Source organism: Pseudomonas parasichuanensis (assembly GCF_021601385.1).
In the GTDB taxonomy this organism is placed as follows: domain Bacteria; phylum Pseudomonadota; class Gammaproteobacteria; order Pseudomonadales; family Pseudomonadaceae; genus Aquipseudomonas; species Aquipseudomonas parasichuanensis.
The window spans coordinates 154557-175501 of the sequence record NZ_BQHO01000002.1 but is presented as its reverse complement, the minus strand read 5'-3'; the positions used below and the strand labels follow the sequence as shown (position 1 = coordinate 175501).

Sequence of the window (20945 nt, the reverse complement as noted above, 5' to 3'; positions counted from 1 at the left end):
CGATCGCCGGCAAGCCGGCTCCCACAGGCGGACGCGGGATCCTGTGGGCGCTGGCTTGCCAGCGAGATGGTCGACGCGGTCTGGAACCTTCCACTAGACGGCGCCGATATTCACCCAGTAACGCGTGCGGTAGTCGATGCGCACCGGCAGGCTGCGCGCAATCAGCAGCAGGATCTGGTCGGTGTCGCCCAACTGGTAGGTGCCGGACACCTTCAGCCCGGCCACCTCCGGCGCACAGCGCAGCAGGCCCGGGCGGTAGCGCGACAGCTCGTCGACGAACTCGCCCAGTGGCATCTGCTGAACGCTCAGCACGCCCTCGGTCCAGCCCCAGGGGTCACCGTACAGTGCGGCGGGTTGGGCGTTGCCCGCCGCCGACACCTGCAGCACATCACCGGGTTTGACCTGATGGGCTGCGGCGGTGGCGGGGAACAGTGTCACGCCGCCCCGGCGTACCGCCAGCAGCAGGCCCCGGGCGTTCTCGCGCAGCAGAAGCTGGCCACCCTGGGTGTCCAGGGCACCGATGCGGGTGGCGATACGGAACGGGCGACTGTCGTTGCCATTGCTGTCCAGGCTGACTTCGCCCCGCACCAAGGTCAATTGGCGCAGGTCGGCACTGAATTGCAGGTCGATGGCACTGGCGGTGTTGAGGCGGACACGGCTGCCGTCACTACCCTGCAGCTCACGGCGTTCGCCCGTGGCGGTGCTGCTGTCGGCCAGCAGTACCGGTAGCCCCAGCGGCTCGCGTGCGGCCCAGCCAAGCGTGCCACCCAGCGCCAGCACCGACAGCAGCTTGAGGTGGTCACGGCGGTTCATGCGTTGGCGCTCACTGCCTTGCAGGGTGCGTCGGCTCAACTCACCGGGCAGCCCGGCCAGTTCGTCACCCAGTTCGCTGACTCGTCGCCAGGCCTCGGCGTGTTGCGGGTGGCTGGCCAGCCACAGCTTGAACTGCTGCTCGGTACGCGGGCCGGGGCTGTCGTAGCGCAATTTCACCAGCCAGTCGATGGCCTGGTCGACCTGGGCCTGGGTGGGTTGCTGCTCAGGCGTCGGCATAGCGCAACCGGTAACAGACGCCCAGGGCCTTGGCCAGGTCGCGCTCGACCGTGGCCCGCGACACGTCCAGGTGCTGGGCGATCTGGGCCAGCGGCAAGCCGTCGAGCTGGGCCATGAGGAAGGCTTGCCGCGCACGCGGCGCAAGGCGCTGCAGGGCGCGGTCAAGGCGTTCGAGGGTGTCCAGGATGACCAGGCGCTGTTCTTCGCTGGGCGCCTGCAGCTGGGGCAGGTTGGCCAGGCTGTCGAGGTAGGCCTGTTCCAGGGCGCGGCGGCGGAACTGATCGATCATCAGGCCACGGGCAATGCTGCTCAGGTAGGCTCGCGGTGCTTTGAGCGGTGAAACCTGGCGGGCCTTGAGCAGGCGCACGAAGGTGTCCTGGGCGAGGTCGGCGGCGTTGTCACGGCAGCCGGTACGGGCGCTGAGCCAGCTGCGCAACCAACGATGGTGGGCGCGATAGAGCAGATCGACTTCGGCCGGTTGCAGCGTGTCAGGGATCTGCATCGTGTGGAGAGCCTTGCCCGGTTAATGTGATTGTGAATTGTTCTCAATTTTATGCGGGCCCATGCAGTCAGATCAATGGCATACCAAGGATTCAATGGGCAAGATTGTGCGTTCTGCCGATGAACGGTTGCGCTAGGCTGAAGCTTTTCAGCCTGTTCGAGTAGCACGATGATCCTTGCAGACCTTACGCCCCGTGCCTTCAAGGCCGCCGCCGAGTTTCTCGCCGGGCAGGATGAGGACTGGGCGCGGCATATTGCCGCGACCGGCCCTTGCCGGCATGCCGCGACCCCCGGGCGTGAACCCTACGAAGCATTGGTGCGGGCCATCGCTTACCAGCAGCTGCACGCGCGGGCGGCGGAGGCGATCCTTGGGCGATTGCTGGCGCTGTTTCCCGGGCAAGGCTTTCCTGCCCCCGAGCAATTACGACTGGTCACCCCGGAGGCGATGCGCGCCTGCGGTTTTTCCGCCAGCAAGACGGCGACCCTGCAGGGCATTGCCCAGGGCAGCCTGGAAGGTATCGTGCCCAGCCGCGACGAAGCCTTGACCCTGACCGATGAGGCACTGATCGAGCGCCTGGTGACGCTGCGCGGCGTAGGGCGCTGGACGGTGGAGATGCTGCTGATCTACAGCCTGGAGCGTTCGGATATCCTGCCGGTGGATGACTTCGGCGTACGCGAGGGGTATCGGCGGATGAAAGGCTGGGAGAAAGCGCCGACACCTGCGCGGATGCGGGCGCTGGGGGAGGCGTGGAGCCCGCACCGGACCGTGGCGGCTTGGTACCTGTGGCGGGCTTGAGGCATCCCCTCAAACCGGATTACCTGCAAGAATCGGAGTGATCGCGGTATCCAGGCCTGTCAGGCTGAGCCCATCGACTCCTGGAGAGGCGCCATGAAGCCCACCTACACCACCGACGCCGAGCGCTGGCACGCTGTGCAAACCCGTGACAGCGCGGCCACCGGCCACTTCGTCTATGCCGTGCGCACCACTGGGGTGTACTGCCACCCGGCCTGCAAATCGCGCCTGGCCAAGCGTGAAAACGTTGAGTTCTTCACTAACGGCAAACAAGCCGAGGCGGCCGGTTACCGCGCCTGCAAGCGTTGCGCGGAGGGCAACCACGGGGTACGCCGCAGCGAGTTGGTAGCGCGCGCCTGCCGCCTGATCGAAGCCAGCGACACGGCGCCCAACCTCGACCAGCTGGGCGCTGAGCTGAACCTCAGTCCGTTCCATCTGCACCGCCTGTTCAAGGCCGAAACCGGCCTTACCCCCAAGGCCTATGCCTCGGCATTCCGCGCCCGGCGCCTGCGCGAGGGGCTGGAGGCTGCCGGCAGTGTCACCGAGGCCATCTATGACGCCGGTTACAACTCCAACAGCCGCTTCTATGAAAGTGCCGCCGAGCGCCTGGGGATGCGCCCCCGTGAGTACCGGGCCGGCGGGCAGGGCGCGACCATCCGTTTTGCACTCGCCCAGTGCTCACTGGGGGCGATCCTGGTGGCGCAGAGCGAACGCGGCATCTGCGCGATCCTGTTGGGCGATGAACCCGAGCCGTTGCTCCAGGACCTGCAGGACAAATTCCCCAATGCGCACCTGATTGGTGGCGATGACACCTTCGAGCGCCTGGTTGCTGATGTGATCGGCTTTGTCGAAGCCCCGGCGCTGGGCCTGGCGCTGCCCTTGGATGTGCAGGGCACGGCGTTCCAGGAGCGGGTCTGGCAGGCGCTGCGCGAAGTGCCGGCGGGCAGCCGGGTCAGCTACACCGACATCGCCGAGCGTATCGGCGCGCCCAAGGCTGTGCGCGCCGTGGCCCAGGCCTGCGCCGCCAACACCATCGCCGTCGCCATCCCGTGCCATCGTGTGGTGCGCCGCGATGGCGACCTCAGCGGTTACCGTTGGGGTGTGGAACGCAAACGCCAGCTGTTGGCCCGAGAAACGGCACCCTCCTGAGCGGCCGGACCGCGTAGAATTCACGCCCTGTCGAGTTGTATAGAGGAATATTCGATGAGGCGTGTCAGCCTTGACCGATTCTATGTGGGGATTCTGGCCCTGCTACTGTGGGTGGCCGTGCCCGTCTGGGCTGCACCAGCCACCCCGGTGTCGCGCCTGGCCGTGGCCGAGCAACAGGTGCTGGATGAAAATGCCGGCCTTGAGGAGCTGAGCGAACGGCTCGACCAGATCCGCCAGGGCGTCACCAGCAACGCCAACGACGACCTGCTCGCGCAGTTGCGCCAGTCGGCCTTGCAGGTGCAGCGTCAGGCCGATGTGCTGGTCACCGCGCGCACCGCCGATGTGCAGCGGGTGGACGACCAGCTCAACGTGCTCGGCCCGCCGATGCCGGAAGAGGCCGAGAGCCTGACCCGCCAGCGCAAACAGCTGACCGACGAAAAGAACGCGCTGCTCGCCGAGCAGAAGGACACCACCGCGCTGGCCCAGTCTGCCCGTGACTTGTCCACGCAGATCGTCAACCTGCGCCGTAGCCTGTTCAACTCGCAGATCACCAGCCGCGCCGCCAGCCCGCTGAGCCCGGCGTTCTGGTCGAGCCTGATCCGCCCCACCGATGACGACGTGGCGCGTCTGCGCGACCTGCGCGCAGAGGCCGCCGACGCCATGGCCAGCGCGTTCAGCGCCGAGCACCGTTGGTTGTTCATCAGCGCCCTGGTGGCCGCAGTGCTGGTCTGGACCCTGGTGCGCCGGGTGCTCGAGCGCTTGCTGGCCAATGCCATGGTGCGCTGGCTGCCCGTAGGCCGGCTACGCCGCAGTGCCCTGGCCGTGAGCGTCAGCCTGGCGACCCTGGGCACCATCTCCGGCTCGGTGTCGTTGCTGCGCTGGGGCCTGGAAAGCAGCGCCGAGCTGGGCACCGACCTGGCCAGTCTGACCAACCACGTGCTCGCCCTGGTGGTGTTCAGCGCCTTCATCTCCGGCCTGGGCCGCGCCATGTTGATGCTGCAGCGCCCGTCGTGGCGGCTGCCGCCGATTGCCGACGAAGTGGCCAGCGCCCTGAGCTGGTTCCCCAAGGTGCTGGCCCTGACGCTGATGGTGATGCTCACCCAGGAGCGCATCAACAGCGTGATCGGTACCAGCCTGGCGCTCACCCTGGCCACCAACGGCCTGACTGCGCTGGTGGTGTCACTGCTGTTCGTCGCTGCGCTGGTGTGTTACCGCCGTGCCCGTCGCCAGCATGGCCTGGAGCGCCCCAAAGGCCTGATCGGGCTGATCCCGTTCGTGATCGTGGTGTGGGTGGTGGCGATCCTGCTGACGCTGGTGGCCGGTTACCTGACCTTGGCCTACTTCCTCACCGCCAAGTTGCTGTGGATCAGCGTGGTCACCGTGTGTGCCTACCTGCTGGTGACGGTGTTCGGCGACCTGTGCGAAACCCTGCTGTCGCCCCGCCAGCCCGGCGGCCTGGCACTGGCCTCGGCCCTCGGCCTGCAACAGCGTCACCAGGCTCAGGCCAGCACCATCCTGGCGGGTATCGGCCGCACCGTGCTGCTGTTCGCCGCCGCCTTGCTGGTGTTCATGCCCTCGGGCACCAGCCCGGGTGAGCTGTTGTTGAGTCTGGCGGACTGGGACGGTACGGGCGGCAAGGTGCTCGGCAACCTGAACATCGTGCCCCAGGACATCCTGTTGGCGGTGGCCATCTTCATCGGTGGCTGGTTCGCCATCCGTGTGGTCAAGCGCTGGCTCAGCGATCGCCTGCTGCCCGAAACCGACATGGACGCCGGTATGCGTGCCTCCCTGGTAACCCTGGTGGGTTACCTGGGCTTCCTGTTCCTGGCCATGCTGGTGATGTCCACCCTGCACATCAACCTGACCAGCCTGACCTGGGTGGTCAGTGCGCTGTCGGTGGGTATCGGTTTCGGCCTGCAGCAGATCGTGCAGAACTTCATTTCCGGCCTGATCCTGCTGACCGAGCGCCCGGTGAAAGTGGGCGATTGGGTCAGCCTGGCGGGCGTGGAGGGCGATATCCGCCGCATCAACGTGCGCGCCACCGAGATCCAGATGTCCGACCGCTCGACGGTGATCGTGCCCAACTCGCAGTTCATTTCGCAGAACGTGCGCAACGTGACCATGGCCAATGCCCTCGGGGTGGTCGGCATCACCCTCACGCTGCCGCTGGAGACCGACCCGGCCAAGGTGCGTGAAGTGTTGCTGGCGGCTTACCACGAGCATGAGTCGATTCTCGATGCACCGGCCTGCTCGGTGACGTTCAAGGACCTGACCAGCAGTGGCATGGTGATTGGCGTCAGCGGGTACGTGGCCTCGCCGCGGCAGGTATCGAGCACCCGCAGCGACCTGCTGTTCACCATCCTTGGGCGCTTGCGCGATGAAGGGATTCCCCTGTCTTCGCAGCAGACCATGGTGCTGGTGCAGGACAACGGGCGGCCGGCTGACGAGCCGGCGTGATGTTGCACAAGCAACTGCCTTGCACCGCTTCTCTGTAGGAGCGGCCTCGCCGGGGCGCCGGACCGGCCGGAAAGGGCCGCAAAGCGGCCCCCAGCGTTACCACATAAATTGCCGGGGCTGCTGCGCAGCCCTTTCGCGGCACAAGGCCGCTCCTACAGGGGGCGTGCCTCGCGAATGGTTGCTCAGTGCTGCTTGGCCCGCCTGATACGCAGCAAGATCAGCAGCAACACCAGCAGCACCGGCGGTGCCATCCCCAGCAGCGCCTCCCGCGCCGCCAGCCCCGCACCCAGCACATTCAGCCCGCCGTACAGCAGCTTGAACAGGTTCAGCAGGTAGTAGGTGATCGCAATGATCGACAAGCCTTCCACCGCCCGCTGGATCTTCACCTGGGCGTCGGCCCGGGCATTGAGGCTTTGCAGGATCCCGGCATTCTGTTCTTCCATCTCCACCTGCACCCGCGCCTGCAACAGGTCGCCGAGGTTGGCCACGTTCTTCGCCAGCTGTTCCAGGCGCTGTTCGGTGGCCGCGCAGTAGCGCACGGTCGGCTTGAATCGCCGCTCGATGAACACCCCCAGGCGCTGGCAATCCCCCACATGGCTTTCACGCAGTTCGCCCAGGCGTTCGAACACCAGTTGCGCATAGGCCTGGGTGGCGCCGAAGCGGTGGCGGGTCTTTACCGTGCGGCTGACCACCTGGCGCGACAGCAGGGCAATGGCTTCGAGCAACGCCTTGGAGTCATGCCCGGCGGCGCTGGCGCCGCGTTCGGACAGGCTCACCAGGGTCTTGTCGAAGGTGTCCAGCTCGTGGCTCAGGGCCTTGGCTGTGTCCAGGGTCAGCGAGGCCATCATGCGGTAGGTCTCGATCTCCAGCAGGCGACGGATCATGCGGCCCTGACGGTAGGCGTTGAGGCGGCGGTTGATGAACAGGAAACGGTTGGTGCCGTCGGCGGTCAGGCGAAAATCGCTCCATACCGCGGCATCCCCGCCGCCGACGCAGGAACCGCAAGGGTCCTTGAAGCCGTAGCGGGTCAGGTGCAGGTCCTGTTCATCGCGCACCAGCACCTGCACCGCGTTGATCACCTGCGCCGCCTGTGGGGCGATGGCCTTGGCCAGCACCTCTGGCAGCACCTGCCAGTCGCTGTCGCTGCTGGCGCAGGGCACCACCAGGGTCAGGGTGAAGAACTCGGTATGCCGTTCCCATTTGAACGGATGGCCGTCGAGCTGGGTGATGCCCTGGGCGGAGTACGGGTCGGGCGCTTCGGGGCAGCAGCGTTGCAGCAGTGACTGGCAGGCCGCGTCGCCACCGAGCAGGGCGAAGTGGAAGACATGGGCCGGGCCGTCGAAATACAGCGACGGGCGGGCGTGCAGTTCGTTGTGCAAGGCGGTGCGTTGAGGGTGCATAGAAGGCCGGCCTGGTGTTGTGATTGTGGGGCTACCAGGGAGTGGGACTCTGCGGGGAGGGGGAAAAGTCACGGGGGAGATCGGCAGGCGATCGAGTATTGGCCGCGAAGTGCATGCCTGGGCATTTGCAGCGCCTACAAGATCGAGCGCCGCGCGGGCGGCGCTCGATCTTAAGAGCGCTGCAAGGCTTTCGCCTTGCACCAGGTCGCCGTGACACGGTCATGAGGCATGCATGTCGACCCATGCGACAAACAGGACGCCAGAAGTGGTCACTCTGCAACCCCGCGCCCCATCACCAACTCAGCGAAGGCACACTTGTGGGAGCGGCGAGCCGCCGCTCCCACTGGGGATGCGTCGCAATCACAACGGCCATTTCAAATTGAAAAAGCCACCTGTCGCACAGGTCGGCAGGTGGCTTTCTGTGATTGGGAGGGGTTTAGCCCAGGCAGCGCGTCACATGCTTCACCGAGAGATACCCCGACAACCCCCAAGGCCCGAGCTCGCGCCCGATCCCGCTGCCCTTGGTGCCGCCCCACGACGTCTCGACGAACACCGCCTGCACCGAGTTGATCCACACATGCCCCACCTCCAGCGCATCGGCCACGCGCTCGGCGCGTTCCAGGTCGGCGGAGCACACGGTGGCGACCAGCCCGAAGCGGCTGTCGTTGGCCTGGACGATGGCCTCGGCTTCCGTGACGAAGCGCCGCGCGCACAGCACCGGCCCGAAGATCTCCTCGCCCCACAGGCGGCTGTTCTCGGGCACGTCCACATACAGCGTCGGGCTGACGAACCAGCCGTCGCGGTCCAGCGCCGTGCCGCCGGCCAGGCACTTCAGGCCTTCCTCGCGGGCCGTGGCGAAGTAGCTGGCGACCTTGAGCCACTGCGCCTGGCTGGTCAGTGGCCCCATGTCCACTTCCTCATTCAGCGGGTTGCCGACGCGCAGTTTCTCCAATGCCTGCTGCAGGCGCGGCAGCAGCGCCTCGGCGATGCCGTCCTGCACCAGCAGGCGCGAAGTGGCCGAGCACATCTGCCCGGCGTTCCAGGTGATGCCGGCGACGATCCATTCCACGGCCTGGTCCACGTCGCAATCGTCGAACACCACGATGGCCGACTTGCCGCCCAGCTCCAGGGTCACCGGCCGGCATTGCGCGGCAGCCGCGCGCATCACCTGGCTGCCAACGCCGTTGCTGCCGGTGAACGACAGCTTGTCCAGGCCGTTGTGGCCGCTGAGGGCCGCGCCGGTCTCGGCCTTGCCGTTGACGATGTTCAGAACGCCTGCCGGGAGGCCCAGCACCTCGGCGATCTGACCGTAGGCCTGTTCGATCAGCGGGGTCACTTCGGAGGGCTTGAGCACCACGGTGCAGCCGGCGGCCAGGGCCGGGGCGAGCTTCCAGGCGCTGGTCACCAGCGGGAAGTTCCACGGCACGATCAGGCCGACCACGCCCACCGGCTCCAGGCGGGTGCGGGCGGTAAAGCCCGGTGCGGCCAGGGGCACGTCACGGTTTTTCGCCGGCAGCTGTTCAGCCAGGTCGGCGTAGTAGGCGAAGGTGGCGATGGCGTCGTCCAGGTCGATCTCGGCCTCGTGGCGCGGCTTGCCGTTGTTGCGCATCTGCAGGGCGATCAGCTCGTCGCGGCGCTGGCCCAGTTGCTCGGCAAAGCCGCGCAGGTAGCCGGCGCGTTCGCTGGCGGACACGGTTTTCCAGGTGCCGAGCGCGCGGCGTGCGGCGGCCACGGCCTGGTCGACCTGGCCGGTGCTGGCGGCCATCAGTTCGGCGAACGGCAGGCCGTCGGACGGGTTGTGTACAACGATGCAGTCGCTGCCCTGGCCTTCGACCCAGCGGCCGTCGATGTAGTGAGAGGTGGTCATGGTCGGTTTCCAGTCAGGCCATTTCGGCGGTGGTCACGGGCTTCACGGGCGTGCTTTTGCAACGCACCCAGCGCGGGCCTTGCGGGCCGTACACGCCAGCCGGTTCAGGGAACAGGTTGAGCAGAATCAGGTACAGCACGCCGGCGATACCCAGGGTGACCGGCAGGCTCAGGTCGATGCCGCCGGCCAGTTCACCCAGCGGGCCGACGAACTGCCCGGGCAGGTTGACGAAGCACAGGCCAACCAGCGCACTGGGGATCCACGCCCCCATGCCGCGCCAGTTCCAGCCGTGGCAGAACCAATAGTGGCCGCCTTGCTGGCCGCGAGTGAACACCTGCAGGTCGTCGGCGTGGTAGAAGCCGCGGCGGGTGATCAGGCCGAGGATCATGATCACCATCCACGGGCTGGTGCAGGTAATGATCAGCACCGCGAAGGTCGACACGCTCTGCACCAGGTTGAAGGTGAAGCGGCCGATGAAGATGAAGCCGATGGCCAGCACGCCGATCAGCAGGGTGGCGGCGGCGCGGCTGAGCAGGCGCGGGAACACGCTGGACATATCCAGGCCGGTGCCGTACAGCGCCGTGGTGCCGGTGGACATGCCGCCGATCACCGCGATCAGGCACACCGGCAGGAAGAACCAGCCCGGCGAGATCGCCAGCAGGCCGCCGACGTAGTTGTTGGCGGCGATGTAGTCCGGCGCCTGGCTGGCCACCAGGGTGGCGGTGCACAGGCCGAACAGGAACGGGATCAACGTGGCCACCTGGGCCAGGATCACCGCCAGCATGATCCGCGATTTCGGCGTGGCGCGCGGGATGTAGCGCGACCAGTCACCCAGGAAGGCGCCGAACGACACCGGGTTGCTCATGGCCAGGATCGCAGCGCCGACGAAGGCTGCCCAGAAGCCCGGCTGGCCGAGGTTGACGCTGCCGGCGAAGCCCGCGTCGAACGGCCCGGCAAAGGCGAAGATGCCCAGCAGGAACAGCAGGCTCGATGCCCACACGGCGATCTTGTTGACCCACAGCATGAAGCGGAAACCGAAGATGCACACCACCAGTACCAGCACCGCGAACAGGCCGTAGGCCAGGCCCAGGGTCAGGTCGGTTTCCGGCAGGCCGACCAGGCGCTTGGCGCCGCCGACCAGGGCATCGCCCGAGCTCCACACCGACAGCGAGAAGAACGCCACCGCAGTCAGCAGCGACAGGAACGAGCCGACGATGCGCCCGTGCACGCCAAAGTGCGCACCGGACGACACCGCGTTGTTGGTGCCGTTGAGCGCGCCGAACAGGCCCATCGGTGCAAGGATCAGCGCGCCGACGCCGACGCCGAGCAGGATCGCCCACACGCCCGCCTGGAACGACAGCCCGAACAGCACCGGGAAGCTGCCCAGCACGGCAGTGGCGAAGGTGTTGGCACCGCCGAAGATCAGGCGGAACAGGTCAAGCGGGGCGGCGTCGCGTTGATCGTCGGGGATCTGTTCGACGCCATTGGTCTCGATACCGGTCGAGTGGCTCATGGTGATGCTCCAGCGCGTATGTTGTCGGCCTCGAGGGGCCTTGTTGTGGGTGCGATGGCAGTGCGGCAAGGCCGCTTTCAAAGTGATCAGGCGGGTGAAACGACCGACAGGTGTTCGTGGCAGGCCAGCCAGCGCTCGCCGTGCCGGCGCAAGACGATGGTCTCGCGCTCGTTCAGGGCAAGCTCTTCGCCAGCGATGCGCAGGCGTGTGGCCACGTCGTGCATGAAGATCGCCACGTCGCCTTGCAGGCTCACCTGCACATTGCTGGATTCGCAGCCGAGCACGGCAAAGCCGTCGGCCTGCCAGGCGGCCCAGAGTTCCTCGTAGGCACGGCGCGACAGCAGCGGTTGCGCCAAGGTGTGGAAAAGGAAGGTGGCGTCTTCGCTGAAGCAGGCGAAGTAGCGGGCGGTGTCATTGCTGGCGAAGGCGGCAACGAGCTCGGCAGCGGCCTGCCGAACCTGGAGTGTCTGGTCCACGGGAGTGGCCTCACGATTATTGTGATTGTTGGTGAAGCGATTCTGGTGGTGGCGGCGGAGGGGACAAATCGCTGCGGGCAAATAATCAGTTCAGGAATTTGTGAACCAATGGATGAGAGGACCTGGATCTGCAGAAACCGGCCGACTGACGGTCGGCCCAATGTGTGTTGATTGCCTACGCTGGAAACTCCCTACCTGCAAAGCAAGGAGTTCAGCCATGGCGTTCCAATACAAGCGACTGGACAAGAACAACGCTGCCGTCCTGCTGGTCGACCATCAGGCCGGGTTGCTGTCGCTGGTACGCGACATTGACCCCGACCGGTTCAAGAACAACGTGCTGGCGCTCGCCGACCTGGCCAAGTACTTCAAGCTGCCGACCATCCTCACCACCAGCTTCGAGACCGGCCCCAACGGCCCATTGGTACCCGAGCTCAAGGCGCAGTTCCCCGATGCGCCGTACATCGCTCGCCCCGGCAACATCAACGCCTGGGACAACGAAGACTTCGTCAAGGCGGTGAAGGCCACCGGCAAGAAGCAACTGCTTATCGCCGGGGTGGTGACCGAGGTCTGCGTGGCCTTCCCGGCGCTTTCGGCGCTGGAGGAGGGCTTCGAGGTCTTCGTGGTCACCGATGCGTCCGGCACCTTCAACGAGTTGACCCGCGATTCGGCCTGGCGCCGCATGGAGGCTGCCGGCGCGCAACTGATGACCTGGTTCGGCGTGGCCTGCGAACTGCATCGTGACTGGCGCAACGACATCGAAGGGCTGGGGACCTTGTTCTCCAATCATATCCCCGACTACCGCAACCTGATGACCAGCTACGACAAGCTGGCCAAGTAGGCCTTCGACTGGCGCCGTGAGTGATCACTGCGCCATTTTCAACGCGCCAGCCCGTGGCATGGCCGACCAGATCGCCAGCCCCGCCGCCAAGGTCGTCAGCAGCGCTCCTGCCCAAGGTGTGGCGGCCAGCGTCGAGCCGCTTATCACCACGCCACCGATAGCCGACCCCAACCCGACCCCCAGGTGCATGGCCGACATGTTCAGGCTCATCCCTGCCGGGAAGGTATCCGGCCCGCGGGTGGCCAGGTAGCTCTGCACCACCGGCGAGGTGGTCCAGCTGAGCCCGCCCCAGAGCATCATCGCCGGCAGGAACAACCACGGCGTGCCGGCGCTCAGCGGCAGCAGCAACAGGCTGGCGAGGTACAGCAGCGGCGCCAGCATGATGGACTTGCCGGCGCCAAGCCGGTCGGCCATCCAGCCGCCCACGTAGCCGCCGCAAACACCGGCGATGCCAAACGCCGCGAACACGGCCGCCAGCCACTGCGCCGGTACATCGGCGACGTGCTGGGCATAGGGGGCGAGGTAGGCGAACACCGTGAAGTGCCCGGCGATCATCAGCAACGACACCGCCTGCGCCGCACTCAGGCGGCTGTCACGCAGGTGGCGCAGGTAGCTGCCCAGCGCGATGCGTTCGTTGCTGCGCAACTGTGGCAGGCCGCGCCAGGCCAACAGCAGCACGGCTGCCGCCAGCGCGCCCTGGCCGGTGAACACACCGCGCCAGCCCAGCACGTCGCACAGCAGCATGCCGGCCGGTACGCCCAGCACCAGCGAGCTGCAGATGCCCATGAAGATCGCCCCGATGGCACGCCCGCGCAGGGCTTCGGGTGCCATGCGCGTGGCCATCAGGGTGCAGGTGAGGCAGGTCAGCGCGCTGGTCGCTGCCATGCCGATGCGGGCGATCAGCAACGCGGTGTAGCCCGGTGCCAGTGCTGCCGCCAGATTGCACAGGGCGAACAGTGCCAGTGCCGCGCACAGCAGGCGGCGCAACGGCAGACGGGTGGTCAGCAGGGGCGAGAAGGGCGCGGCGAGGGCGAAGCTGAGGGAGAAGACCGTGGTCAGTTGCCCGGCTATGCCAAGCGGTACGGCGAGGCCATCGGCCAGTGCCGGGAGAATCCCGACGGTGATGTTTTCGGCCATGCCGGTGACGAAGGTCGCCAGGGCCAGCAGCCAGATACGCGGGTTCATGTGTTGCCTCCGATAAACAGGCCGGCCAAGGTCCGGACCCATTTGTCCCGACGGTTGACCGGCAGTGGTCAGGTCCATCGGGTTTCGAGGCAGTGCTTCGGTTATCCCGGTGTAGGAGCGGCCTTGTGCCGCGAACGGGCCGCAAGGCGGCCCCGGGGTTTCAGCGTTGAGGCTGCAACTGCTGGGGCTGCTGTGCAGCCCTTTCGCGGCGCAAGGCCGCTCCTACAGGTTCTGCGTGGTCCATGCTATTTCAACTCGGTCTCGATGAACACCACTTCATGGTCGCTGGCATTGATCACGTTGTGCTCGACGCCGGCCTTGCGGAAGTAGCTCTGGCCCGCCACCAGCGGGGCGCGTTTCTCGCCCTCGGGGGTTTCCAGCAGCAAGGTGCCGTTGGTCATGGGCACCACCACGTAGTCGTGGCCATGCAGGTGGCGGCCGGTCTCGGCACCGGGGGCGAAGCGCCATTCGGTGACGATCACTTCGTCGGTGTCCACCTGCACGGTGGGTACGGCCTGGGGGCGTTGGGTTGGCTTAGGCATGAGGCGGTCCTGTTCACGGTAAGGCGCATAGCCTGGAGCAGGGCCGGGGGGCGTTAAATGCATGTTTGCTGGCAGTCAGTCGTGCAAACACTCACCTAAGGCCCAGAAACGACAAAGCCCCTTGAGCGCGGGCGCTCAAGGGGCTTTTCATGTCAGGCCTGCTGGCTTAGACGTTGAAGCGGAAGTGCATCACGTCGCCATCCTTGACGATGTAGTCCTTGCCTTCCAGGCGCCATTTGCCGGCTTCCTTGGCACCGCCTTCACCCTTGAACTGGATGAAGTCGTCGTAGGCCACCACTTCGGCGCGGATGAAGCCTTTCTCGAAGTCGGTGTGGATCACGCCCGCGGCCTGTGGCGCGGTGGCGCCGACACGTACGGTCCAGGCACGTACTTCCTGCACGCCGGCAGTGAAGTAGGTCTGCAGGTTGAGCAGCTCGTAACCGGCACGGATCACACGGTTCAGGCCAGGCTCTTCCAGGCCCAGGGCCTCGAGGAACATGTCTTTCTCTTCGCCGTCGTCGAGTTCGGCGATTTCGGCTTCGATCTTGTTGCACACCGGCACCACGACCGCGCCTTCTTCCTCGGCGATGGCCTTGACCACGTCCAGGTGCGGGTTGTTGTCGAAGCCGTCTTCGGCCACGTTGGCGATGTACATCACCGGCTTGCTGGTCAGCAGGTGGAAGCCGCGGATGACGGCTTTCTCGTCGTCAGCCATGTTTTTCATCAGGCTGCGCGCTGGCTTGCCTTCGGTGAAATGCGGGATCAGCTTTTCCAGGATCGCCTTCTGCGCCAGGGCGTCCTTGTCGCCGCCCTTGGCGTTGCGGGTGACTTTCTGCAGTTGCTTCTCGCAGCTGTCGAGGTCGGCGAAGATCAGCTCGAGGTCGATGATCTCGATGTCGCGCTTGGGGTCGACGCTGTTGGAAACGTGGATCACGTTCTCGTCTTCGAAGCAGCGCACCACGTGGGCGATGGCGTCGGTCTCGCGGATGTTGGCGAGGAACTTGTTGCCCAGGCCTTCACCTTTCGAGGCACCGGCCACCAGGCCCGCGATGTCGACGAATTCCATGGTGGTCGGCAGGATGCGGTTCGGCTTGACGATCTCGGCCAGTGCATTCAGGCGCGCGTCGGGCATCGGCACGATGCCGCTGTTCGGCTCGATGGTGCAGAAGGGGAAGTTCTCTGCCGCGATACCGGACTTGGTCAGGGCGTTGAACAGGGTGGACTTGCCGACGTTGGGCAGGCCGACGATGCCGCAATTGAAACCCATGGGTATTCCCCTTACTAGAGTTGTCAGGCCTTCTGGCTGTGCAGCTCGCGCATCGCCTTGGCGAAGTCGCCAGCGAGCACGTCCGGCAGCACGCCGAGGGCATAATCGATGCTGGCGTCGAGCTTCTCCTGTTCGGCGCGCGGTGCGCGGCCCAGGACGAAGTTGGAGACCAGTTTGGCGTCGCCCGGGTGGCCAATGCCAAGCCGCAGGCGGTGGAAGTCGTTCTGGTTGCCGAGCTGCGCGATGATGTCGCGCAGGCCGTTGTGCCCACCATGGCCGCCACCGCGCTTGAGCTTGGCGACGCCGGGAGGCAGGTCGAGTTCGTCGTGCGCCACCAGGATGGCCTCCGGTTTGATCCGGAAGAAATTGGCCAAGGCCGCCACGGACTGGCCGCTACGGTTCATGTAGGTGGTGGGGATCAGCAAACGAACGTCGTTGCCCTGATGGCTGAATTTAGCCGTCAGGCCGAAATATTTGCGGTCAGCGGTCAAGGAGACGCGCTGGGCGCTGGCTACGCGTTCAACGAAAAGAGCCCCTGCGTTATGCCGGGTCTGTTCGTATTCGGGGCCGGGGTTACCCAGGCCAACGATCAACTGGATGGCGGTCACGTCAGGGGCTCTTCCTTGGAGTTGGTGGGTTACAGCGCTGGGCACTGTAACCCGGTCAACACCGGCATGCCGAGTGGATTACTCAGCAGCGCCTTCAGCGGCTACGCGCGGGGCGTGGACGTTGGCAACAGCTTTGTCATCACCGTGGGCCAGAGCGACGAACTCAACGCCTTTCGGAGCTTTCAGGTCCGACAGGTGGATGATCGCGCCGACTTCGGCGTTGCTCAGGTCAACTTCGATGAACTCAGGCAGGTCCTTGGCTTCGCAGGACACTTCGATCTCGGAAACAACGTGCGAGATCTCGCCGCCTTTCTTGATCGGGGCTTCTTCGCCGACGAAGTGAACTGGAACCTTGGCGGTCAGCTTCTGGCCAGCAACGACGCGAACGAAGTCGGCGTGCATGATGAAGCCTTTGGCCGGGTGACGCTGCATGGCCTTGACCACGACGTTCTGCTTGGTGCCATCGACGTTCAGTTCGATAACGTGGCTGAAGGCAGCTTCGTTTTCGAACAGCTTGGCGATTTCCTTGGCCACGATGGTCAGGGATTGGGCTTCTTTATCGCCACCGTAAACAACGGCAGGGATGTTCAGCGTGTGACGCAGGCGGCGGCTCGCACCTTTCCCCAGGTCAGTACGCGCTTGGGCGTTCAGGATGAAATCAGTCATTTTGCTTCTCCAAAATAGCCCCCCGAGGGCGTTTGCGACCAGCGCCAACGGGGATGGCAAAAAAGCCCCGCCCCGACAACCAGTGTCGGGGCGGGGCGCTTTTCGTCAGCAGGTGTTCCGCTTAGCGGAACATCGCGCTGATCGATTCTTCATTGCTGATGCGGCGTACCGCTTCAGCCACAACCGGTGCGATATCCAGCTGGCGGATACGGTCACAGGCTTGAGCAGCGGCGGACAGCGGGATGGTGTTGGTCACCACCAGTTCGTCCAGTACCGACTTCTCGATGTTCTCGATCGCGCGGCCCGACAGGACAGGGTGCGTGCAGTAGGCGTAAACCTTGGCAGCGCCATGTTCTTTCAGGGCCTTGGCCGCGTGGCACAGGGTGCCGGCGGTGTCGACCATGTCGTCTACCAGGATGCAGGTGCGTCCTTCGACGTCGCCGATGATGTGCATAACCTCGGAGTGGTTAGCCTTCTCGCGGCGTTTGTCGATGATCCCGAGATCAACACCCAGGGACTTGGCGACGGCACGGGCACGTACCACACCACCGATGTCCGGGGAGACGATCATCAGGTTCTCGAAACGCTGGTCTTCGATGTCGTCGACCAGTACGGGCGAGCCGTAGATGTTGTCGACGGGGATATCGAAGAAACCCTGGATCTGGTCAGCGTGCAGGTCGACGGTGAGTACACGGTCGATACCTACGACAGTGAGCATGTCAGCGACGACTTTGGCGCTGATGGCTACACGTGCCGAACGCGGACGGCGGTCCTGGCGGGCGTATCCGAAGTAAGGAATCACGGCGGTGATTCGGGAAGCTGAGGAGCGGCGGAAGGCATCGGCCATCACTACCAGTTCCATCAGGTTATCGTTGGTCGGGGCACAGGTCGGCTGAATAATGAAGACGTCTTTACCGCGGACATTTTCATTGATCTCAGTGCTGATCTCGCCGTCGGAGAACTTACCGACAGAGACGTCACCGAGAGGGATATGCAGCTGACGTACGACACGCCGAGCCAGATCGGGGTTAGCGTTCCCCGTAAAGACCATCATCTTGGACACGCGCAGTACCTGAAGGCTGAGGGTATACCTGGATGAGTATAGGAAAATGGCAGGGGCGGCTGGATTCGAACCAACGCATGGCAGGATCAAAACCTGCTGCCTTACCGCTTGGCGACGCCCCTGTATCTGTTGCTGCGAGCTCTTATGAACTCGACTTCTTGAGCAGACTTTGCAGCTTGCGATGCAACATCGAAACGTTGCTTCCTTTCGCCACAAACCCTGTTTGGGTCGCTGAAAGAAGGGCCAGAACTTTATCAGCTTCGGCTTTGCTTGGGAAGGCCCCAAACACACAACTTCCAGTGCCGGTCATTCGAGCTTCCGTATATTTACCTAATGAAATCAGCGCATTGCGAACTTCAGGGTAACGTTGCTCTACCACCGGTTGGCAGTCATTTCGACTGTTTCCCTCGGGAACGGGGCGCATCTTAAGGGGGAGGGAATCACGTGTCAACTCTGGATGCGAAAAAATTTCCGCTGTGCTGACAGACACTTGCGGCACCAGTACGACGTACCAGGGTTCGCTGGGGTCGACCGGCGTCAGCTGTTCGCCGACGCCCTGGGCAAAAGCGGCATGGCCACGGACGAACACCGGTACGTCGGCACCCAGGCTCAGGCCCAATGCGGCCAGGCGATCTTCATCCCAGTCCAGTTGCCACAGGTGGGCCAGCGCCAGCAGGGTGGTCGCGGCGTCCGAGCTGCCGCCGCCGATGCCGCCACCCATGGGCAATACCTTGTGCAGCCAGATGTCGGCGCCCAGTGAGGTACCGGATTGCTGTTGCAACTGGCGCGCCGCACGAACGATCAGGTTGCTGTCGTGGGGCACGCCCTCGATTTCGGTCTGCAGACGGATCTGGCCGTCGTCGCGCAGCGCGAAGCTCAGCTCGTCGGCGTGGTCGAGGAACTGGAACACGGTTTCCAGCTCGTGGTAGCCGTCTGCGCGGCGGCCGGTAATGTGCAGCCACAGGTTGAGCTTGGCCGGGGCGGGGAGGGTGAGCTTTTCCATCAGGTGTCAGTGCCCCAGCTGGCGCGGTTGCCAGTCCTTGACCACCAGGGTCACGTCGATGTTCTCGCCATGCAGTTTCAGGCGCTCGGGCAGCCAGTAGCCATTCTGTTCGGTATAGCTCAGGTACTGCACCTGCCAGCCATCCTGCTTGAGGCTGGCCAGGCGGCTGTCGCCGTCGAGGGTGAGCTGGCTCTTGCTGTCCGGGGCCGGCAGGCCGCGCACCCACCACACCAGGTGCGAGACCGGCAGGCGCCAGCCAAGCTGTTCTTCCAGCAGGGCCTCGGGGTTTTCGGCCTGGTAGCGGCCCTGGTTGGCCACTTCAAGCACCACGCCGCCGGGGCGCCCGGTCAGGCGTGCGGCACCGCGGCCGAGCGGGCCGGCCAGGCGGATGTCGTAGTAGTCCTGGCGTTGCAGCCAGAACAGCGTGCCACTGCCGGAGTCGCGCGGGGCGCGGATGCCGACCTTGCCGTTGATCTGCCAGCCATCGAGGCTGGCCAGCTGTTGCTTGTGCTCGCGCCACAGTTGCGGGCTGCCTTGGCCTTGTACGGCCTCTTTGCTGCCGAAACCGGCGCAGCCGGCAAGCAGGGCGATGAGCGAGAAGGTGATGCAATGACGCAGAAACATGGTTTACAGGCTCTCGGATCCGGTCAGGCGCAGGAGGGTCTTGCGCAGGATGGGGCTGTCGGGCTGCGCTTCGAAGCCTTTGGCCCAGAACTGTTTGGCCTCGCGGCGCTTGCCGTTGGCCCACAGCACTTCGCCCAGGTGGGCGGCCACTTCATGGTCGGGGAAGCGCTCGTAAGCCTGACGCAGCAGGCGCTCGGCTTCGTCGAGCTTGCCCATGCGGTAGTTGACCCAGCCCAGGCTGTCGAGCACTGCCGGGTCATCCGGGGTGAGCTGGTGGGCCTTGTCGATCAGCGCCTTGGCTTCGCCGTAGCGGGTGGTGCGATCCGCCAGGGTGTAGCCCAGTGCGTTGAGCGCCATGGCGTTCTCCGGCTCGCGGGCAATGATGGCGCGCAGGTCTTTTTCCATCTGCGCCAGGTCGTCGCGTTTTTCGGCGAGCATGGCCCGGGTGTAGAGCAGGTTGAGGTCGTCGGGGTAGCGCTTGATCGCCTGCTGCAGCACCTGGTCGGCCTGGGCCTCCTTGCCGTTGTTGCCCAGGCTCTCGGCCTCGATCAGGTACAGCTGGATGGCGTAGTCGGGCTGCGCCTCGCGGGCTTCGGCGAGCAGGCGTGAGGCTTCGGCGCTGCGGCCGTTGGCGATGAGAATGTCGGCCTGGCGCAGTTGCGCCGGCAGGTAGTCATTACCGGCACCCACCAGGGCGTACTCACGCAGTGCGGCCGCGGGCATGCCGCGTTCTTCGCGCAGGCGGCCGAGGTTGAAGTGGGCGGCGTCGACGTTGGCGTCGCGCTCGACCATTTCCTGCAGGTAGCCTTCGGCTTCATCCCAGTGCTTGGTTTCCAGGCAAACCAACGCCAGCGAATAGCGGATCTCGTCGTCTTCGGGGTATTGCTGCAGCAGGCCTTCGAACTCGGCCTTGGCGTCGTCGATACGGTCCTGCTCGACCAGGGTGCGCGCGTAGGTAAGGCGCAGGCGCTTGTCGTCCGGGTTGTCGCGGATCGCGCCGCGCAGCAGCGGCAGTGCTTCCGGGCCGCGGTCCAGTGCTTGCAGCAGGCGGGCACGCAGCAGCACCGGGGCGATCTCACCGTTCTGTGGCGGGTGGCTTTCGAGCAGCTCCAGCGCCTGGTCGGGCTTGTTGTCCTGGTTCAGCAGCAAGGCCTTGCCGAACACCAGCTGGCTGTTGTCGGGGTACTTGAGCAGCAGGCGGTCGAAGCTCTGCATCAGGCCGTCGCGGGTGCTCTGGTCGGTCTCGACGGCCGACAGGGCGAGGAAATCGAAGTGGGTGTCGCCCTGGCCTTGCAGGACCTTTTCCATATAGGTCATGGAATCGTCGTAGCGCCCGGCGCGGGCCAGCTGGATGGCGGCGGCGCGCTGGGCGTCCAGGTTCTGCGGGTCGTTGCGGGCCCAGATCAGCGCAGTGTCCAGGGCCGGCTCGTCGGCCCCGAGGTATTCGGCGATGCGGTAGGCACGTTCGGAAACGCCAGGGTCCTGGGTTTTCTCCGCCTGGTCGACGTAGTTTTTCAGGGCGATGTCGAAGCGGTTGCGCTGGCCGGCCAGCTCCGCCACCAGCAGGCTATAGACGGTCTCCTGCTTGAACGATCCGTACACCACGGGCTTTTCCGCGCTCTTGCCGGCATCGGCGGCGGGTGTCTGGCCGCCCGACGTGTGCGGGGCCAGGCTCTGGCAGCCTTGGAGCAGGGCGAGGGCAAGCAGCAATGCGTAGGATTTGTTCATATAAGGCTTTGGGGGCTAACCGGCGGTCGGAGCATGATGACACAAGCGCAGTGGCAAACCCACCTGCGAAGCGTTAGGTTGATTGCGACCATCGCGGGGGGCGCAGGTTCATCTTTTCTGCGGTTGCCAAGTCACGGGGCAGGGTGTGCGCTATCACCACAATAGCGAACGGTGGTTGTTCTAAAACCTGCGAAGTAGGACAATTATCGGCTTCA

19 protein-coding genes and 1 tRNA gene are annotated in these 20945 nt (G+C 65.1%); 4 read left to right on the top strand and 16 right to left on the bottom strand.

Translation table 11 applies throughout. From position 1 onward, the window contains the following. Positions 1-93: 93 nt before the first annotated feature. Both L6D77_RS02405 and L6D77_RS02400 read right to left on the bottom strand, forming a co-directional pair. Positions 94-1050, bottom strand: a complete 957-nt coding sequence (locus L6D77_RS02405) for a FecR domain-containing protein (protein ID WP_232881993.1) — start codon at positions 1048-1050, stop codon at positions 94-96. Next, positions 1037-1552: a sigma-70 family RNA polymerase sigma factor gene (locus L6D77_RS02400; RefSeq protein ID WP_232881994.1), complete on the bottom strand. Its 516-nt coding sequence runs from the start codon at positions 1550-1552 to the stop codon at positions 1037-1039. Before L6D77_RS02400 ends, L6D77_RS02405 begins: the two co-directional genes overlap by 14 nt. Before the next feature lie 168 nt (positions 1553-1720). On the opposite strand from L6D77_RS02400, the gene L6D77_RS02395 reads away from it, so the two are divergent. From L6D77_RS02395 to L6D77_RS02385, 3 genes are all read left to right on the top strand, one after another. After that, positions 1721-2347, top strand: coding sequence for a DNA-3-methyladenine glycosylase family protein (locus L6D77_RS02395; RefSeq protein WP_232881995.1), 627 nt, complete (start codon positions 1721-1723; stop codon positions 2345-2347). Positions 2348-2440: 93 nt separating this feature from the next. Then, the gene (gene ada, locus L6D77_RS02390; protein ID WP_232881996.1) at positions 2441-3493 is read left to right on the top strand and encodes a bifunctional DNA-binding transcriptional regulator/O6-methylguanine-DNA methyltransferase Ada; all 1053 of its coding nucleotides are present in this window, start codon (positions 2441-2443) and stop codon (positions 3491-3493) included. 54 nt (positions 3494-3547) lie between these two features. Continuing rightward, a complete protein-coding gene (locus tag L6D77_RS02385) occupies positions 3548-5950 on the top strand; it encodes a DUF3772 domain-containing protein (RefSeq protein ID WP_232881997.1) in 2403 nt (800 codons plus the stop codon). Between the two features lie 182 nt (positions 5951-6132). On the opposite strand, the gene L6D77_RS02380 is transcribed toward L6D77_RS02385, so the two are convergent. The 4 genes from L6D77_RS02380 to L6D77_RS02365 form a co-directional block, all read right to left on the bottom strand. Then, positions 6133-7350, bottom strand: coding sequence for a DUF3422 domain-containing protein (locus L6D77_RS02380; RefSeq protein WP_232881998.1), 1218 nt, complete (start codon positions 7348-7350; stop codon positions 6133-6135). A gap of 436 nt (positions 7351-7786) precedes the next feature. Next, a complete protein-coding gene (locus L6D77_RS02375; RefSeq protein WP_232881999.1) occupies positions 7787-9217 on the bottom strand; it encodes an aldehyde dehydrogenase family protein in 1431 nt (476 codons plus the stop codon). 13 nt (positions 9218-9230) lie between these two features. Continuing rightward, on the bottom strand, positions 9231-10730 hold the full coding sequence (locus tag L6D77_RS02370; protein WP_232882000.1) for a purine-cytosine permease family protein: 1500 nt from the start codon (positions 10728-10730) through the stop codon (positions 9231-9233). Between the two features lie 86 nt (positions 10731-10816). Then, complete coding sequence (locus tag L6D77_RS02365; protein ID WP_232882001.1) at positions 10817-11206, bottom strand: YybH family protein; 390 nt, start codon at positions 11204-11206, stop codon at positions 10817-10819. A gap of 217 nt (positions 11207-11423) precedes the next feature. Between L6D77_RS02365 and ycaC the strand changes: the two genes are divergently transcribed. Beyond that, positions 11424-12044: an isochorismate family cysteine hydrolase YcaC gene (gene ycaC, locus L6D77_RS02360; RefSeq protein ID WP_125860386.1), complete on the top strand. Its 621-nt coding sequence runs from the start codon at positions 11424-11426 to the stop codon at positions 12042-12044. 24 nt (positions 12045-12068) lie between these two features. On the opposite strand, the gene L6D77_RS02355 is transcribed toward ycaC, so the two are convergent. The 10 genes from L6D77_RS02355 to L6D77_RS02310 all read right to left on the bottom strand — a co-directional run bounded on the left by L6D77_RS02355 (position 12069) and on the right by L6D77_RS02310 (position 20730). Further along, positions 12069-13229 carry an MFS transporter gene (locus L6D77_RS02355; RefSeq protein WP_232882002.1) on the bottom strand — a complete coding sequence of 387 codons (1161 nt, stop codon included), beginning with the start codon at positions 13227-13229 and terminating at the stop codon, positions 12069-12071. Between the two features lie 245 nt (positions 13230-13474). Beyond that, positions 13475-13771: a cupin domain-containing protein gene (locus L6D77_RS02350; RefSeq protein WP_232882003.1), complete on the bottom strand. Its 297-nt coding sequence runs from the start codon at positions 13769-13771 to the stop codon at positions 13475-13477. 166 nt (positions 13772-13937) lie between these two features. After that, positions 13938-15038 (bottom strand): redox-regulated ATPase YchF, encoded by a 1101-nt coding sequence (gene ychF, locus L6D77_RS02345; RefSeq protein ID WP_232882004.1) that lies wholly within the window; start codon positions 15036-15038, stop codon positions 13938-13940. 23 nt (positions 15039-15061) lie between these two features. Next, positions 15062-15646: an aminoacyl-tRNA hydrolase gene (gene pth / locus L6D77_RS02340; RefSeq protein WP_110995623.1), complete on the bottom strand. Its 585-nt coding sequence runs from the start codon at positions 15644-15646 to the stop codon at positions 15062-15064. A 78-nt stretch (positions 15647-15724) separates the two neighbouring features. Then, entirely contained in the window at positions 15725-16312 is a 588-nt protein-coding gene (locus tag L6D77_RS02335) for a 50S ribosomal protein L25/general stress protein Ctc (RefSeq protein ID WP_232882005.1), read from the bottom strand. A gap of 121 nt (positions 16313-16433) precedes the next feature. Beyond that, the gene (locus L6D77_RS02330) at positions 16434-17375 is read right to left on the bottom strand and encodes a ribose-phosphate pyrophosphokinase (RefSeq protein ID WP_099773531.1); all 942 of its coding nucleotides are present in this window, start codon (positions 17373-17375) and stop codon (positions 16434-16436) included. Positions 17376-17422: 47 nt separating this feature from the next. Further along, a tRNA-Gln gene (locus tag L6D77_RS02325) sits at positions 17423-17497 on the bottom strand. A gap of 20 nt (positions 17498-17517) precedes the next feature. Next, positions 17518-18378: a 4-(cytidine 5'-diphospho)-2-C-methyl-D-erythritol kinase gene (gene ispE, locus L6D77_RS02320; RefSeq protein WP_373870559.1), complete on the bottom strand. Its 861-nt coding sequence runs from the start codon at positions 18376-18378 to the stop codon at positions 17518-17520. 6 nt (positions 18379-18384) lie between these two features. Then, positions 18385-19002: a lipoprotein insertase outer membrane protein LolB gene (gene lolB, locus L6D77_RS02315; protein WP_110995620.1), complete on the bottom strand. Its 618-nt coding sequence runs from the start codon at positions 19000-19002 to the stop codon at positions 18385-18387. A 3-nt stretch (positions 19003-19005) separates the two neighbouring features. After that, the gene (locus L6D77_RS02310) at positions 19006-20730 is read right to left on the bottom strand and encodes a tetratricopeptide repeat protein (protein WP_232882006.1); all 1725 of its coding nucleotides are present in this window, start codon (positions 20728-20730) and stop codon (positions 19006-19008) included. Positions 20731-20945: the final 215 nt, after the last annotated feature.

Coding starts and splice junctions, on each gene's coding strand:
- L6D77_RS02385 (WP_232881997.1), top strand. CDS start 3,548: ATGAGGCGTGTCAGCCTTGACCGATTCTATGTGGGGATTCTGGCCCTG.
- L6D77_RS02400 (WP_232881994.1), bottom strand. CDS start 1,552: ATGCAGATCCCTGACACGCTGCAACCGGCCGAAGTCGATCTGCTCTAT.
- L6D77_RS02405 (WP_232881993.1), bottom strand. CDS start 1,050: ATGCCGACGCCTGAGCAGCAACCCACCCAGGCCCAGGTCGACCAGGCC.
- ychF (WP_232882004.1), bottom strand. CDS start 15,038: ATGGGTTTCAATTGCGGCATCGTCGGCCTGCCCAACGTCGGCAAGTCC.
- ycaC (WP_125860386.1), top strand. CDS start 11,424: ATGGCGTTCCAATACAAGCGACTGGACAAGAACAACGCTGCCGTCCTG.
- L6D77_RS02375 (WP_232881999.1), bottom strand. CDS start 9,217: ATGACCACCTCTCACTACATCGACGGCCGCTGGGTCGAAGGCCAGGGC.
- ispE (WP_373870559.1), bottom strand. CDS start 18,378: ATGGAAAAGCTCACCCTCCCCGCCCCGGCCAAGCTCAACCTGTGGCTG.
- L6D77_RS02355 (WP_232882002.1), bottom strand. CDS start 13,229: ATGAACCCGCGTATCTGGCTGCTGGCCCTGGCGACCTTCGTCACCGGC.
- lolB (WP_110995620.1), bottom strand. CDS start 19,002: ATGTTTCTGCGTCATTGCATCACCTTCTCGCTCATCGCCCTGCTTGCC.
- L6D77_RS02335 (WP_232882005.1), bottom strand. CDS start 16,312: ATGACTGATTTCATCCTGAACGCCCAAGCGCGTACTGACCTGGGGAAA.
- L6D77_RS02310 (WP_232882006.1), bottom strand. CDS start 20,730: ATGAACAAATCCTACGCATTGCTGCTTGCCCTCGCCCTGCTCCAAGGC.
- L6D77_RS02350 (WP_232882003.1), bottom strand. CDS start 13,771: ATGCCTAAGCCAACCCAACGCCCCCAGGCCGTACCCACCGTGCAGGTG.
- L6D77_RS02380 (WP_232881998.1), bottom strand. CDS start 7,350: ATGCACCCTCAACGCACCGCCTTGCACAACGAACTGCACGCCCGCCCG.
- ada (WP_232881996.1), top strand. CDS start 2,441: ATGAAGCCCACCTACACCACCGACGCCGAGCGCTGGCACGCTGTGCAA.
- L6D77_RS02370 (WP_232882000.1), bottom strand. CDS start 10,730: ATGAGCCACTCGACCGGTATCGAGACCAATGGCGTCGAACAGATCCCC.
- L6D77_RS02395 (WP_232881995.1), top strand. CDS start 1,721: ATGATCCTTGCAGACCTTACGCCCCGTGCCTTCAAGGCCGCCGCCGAG.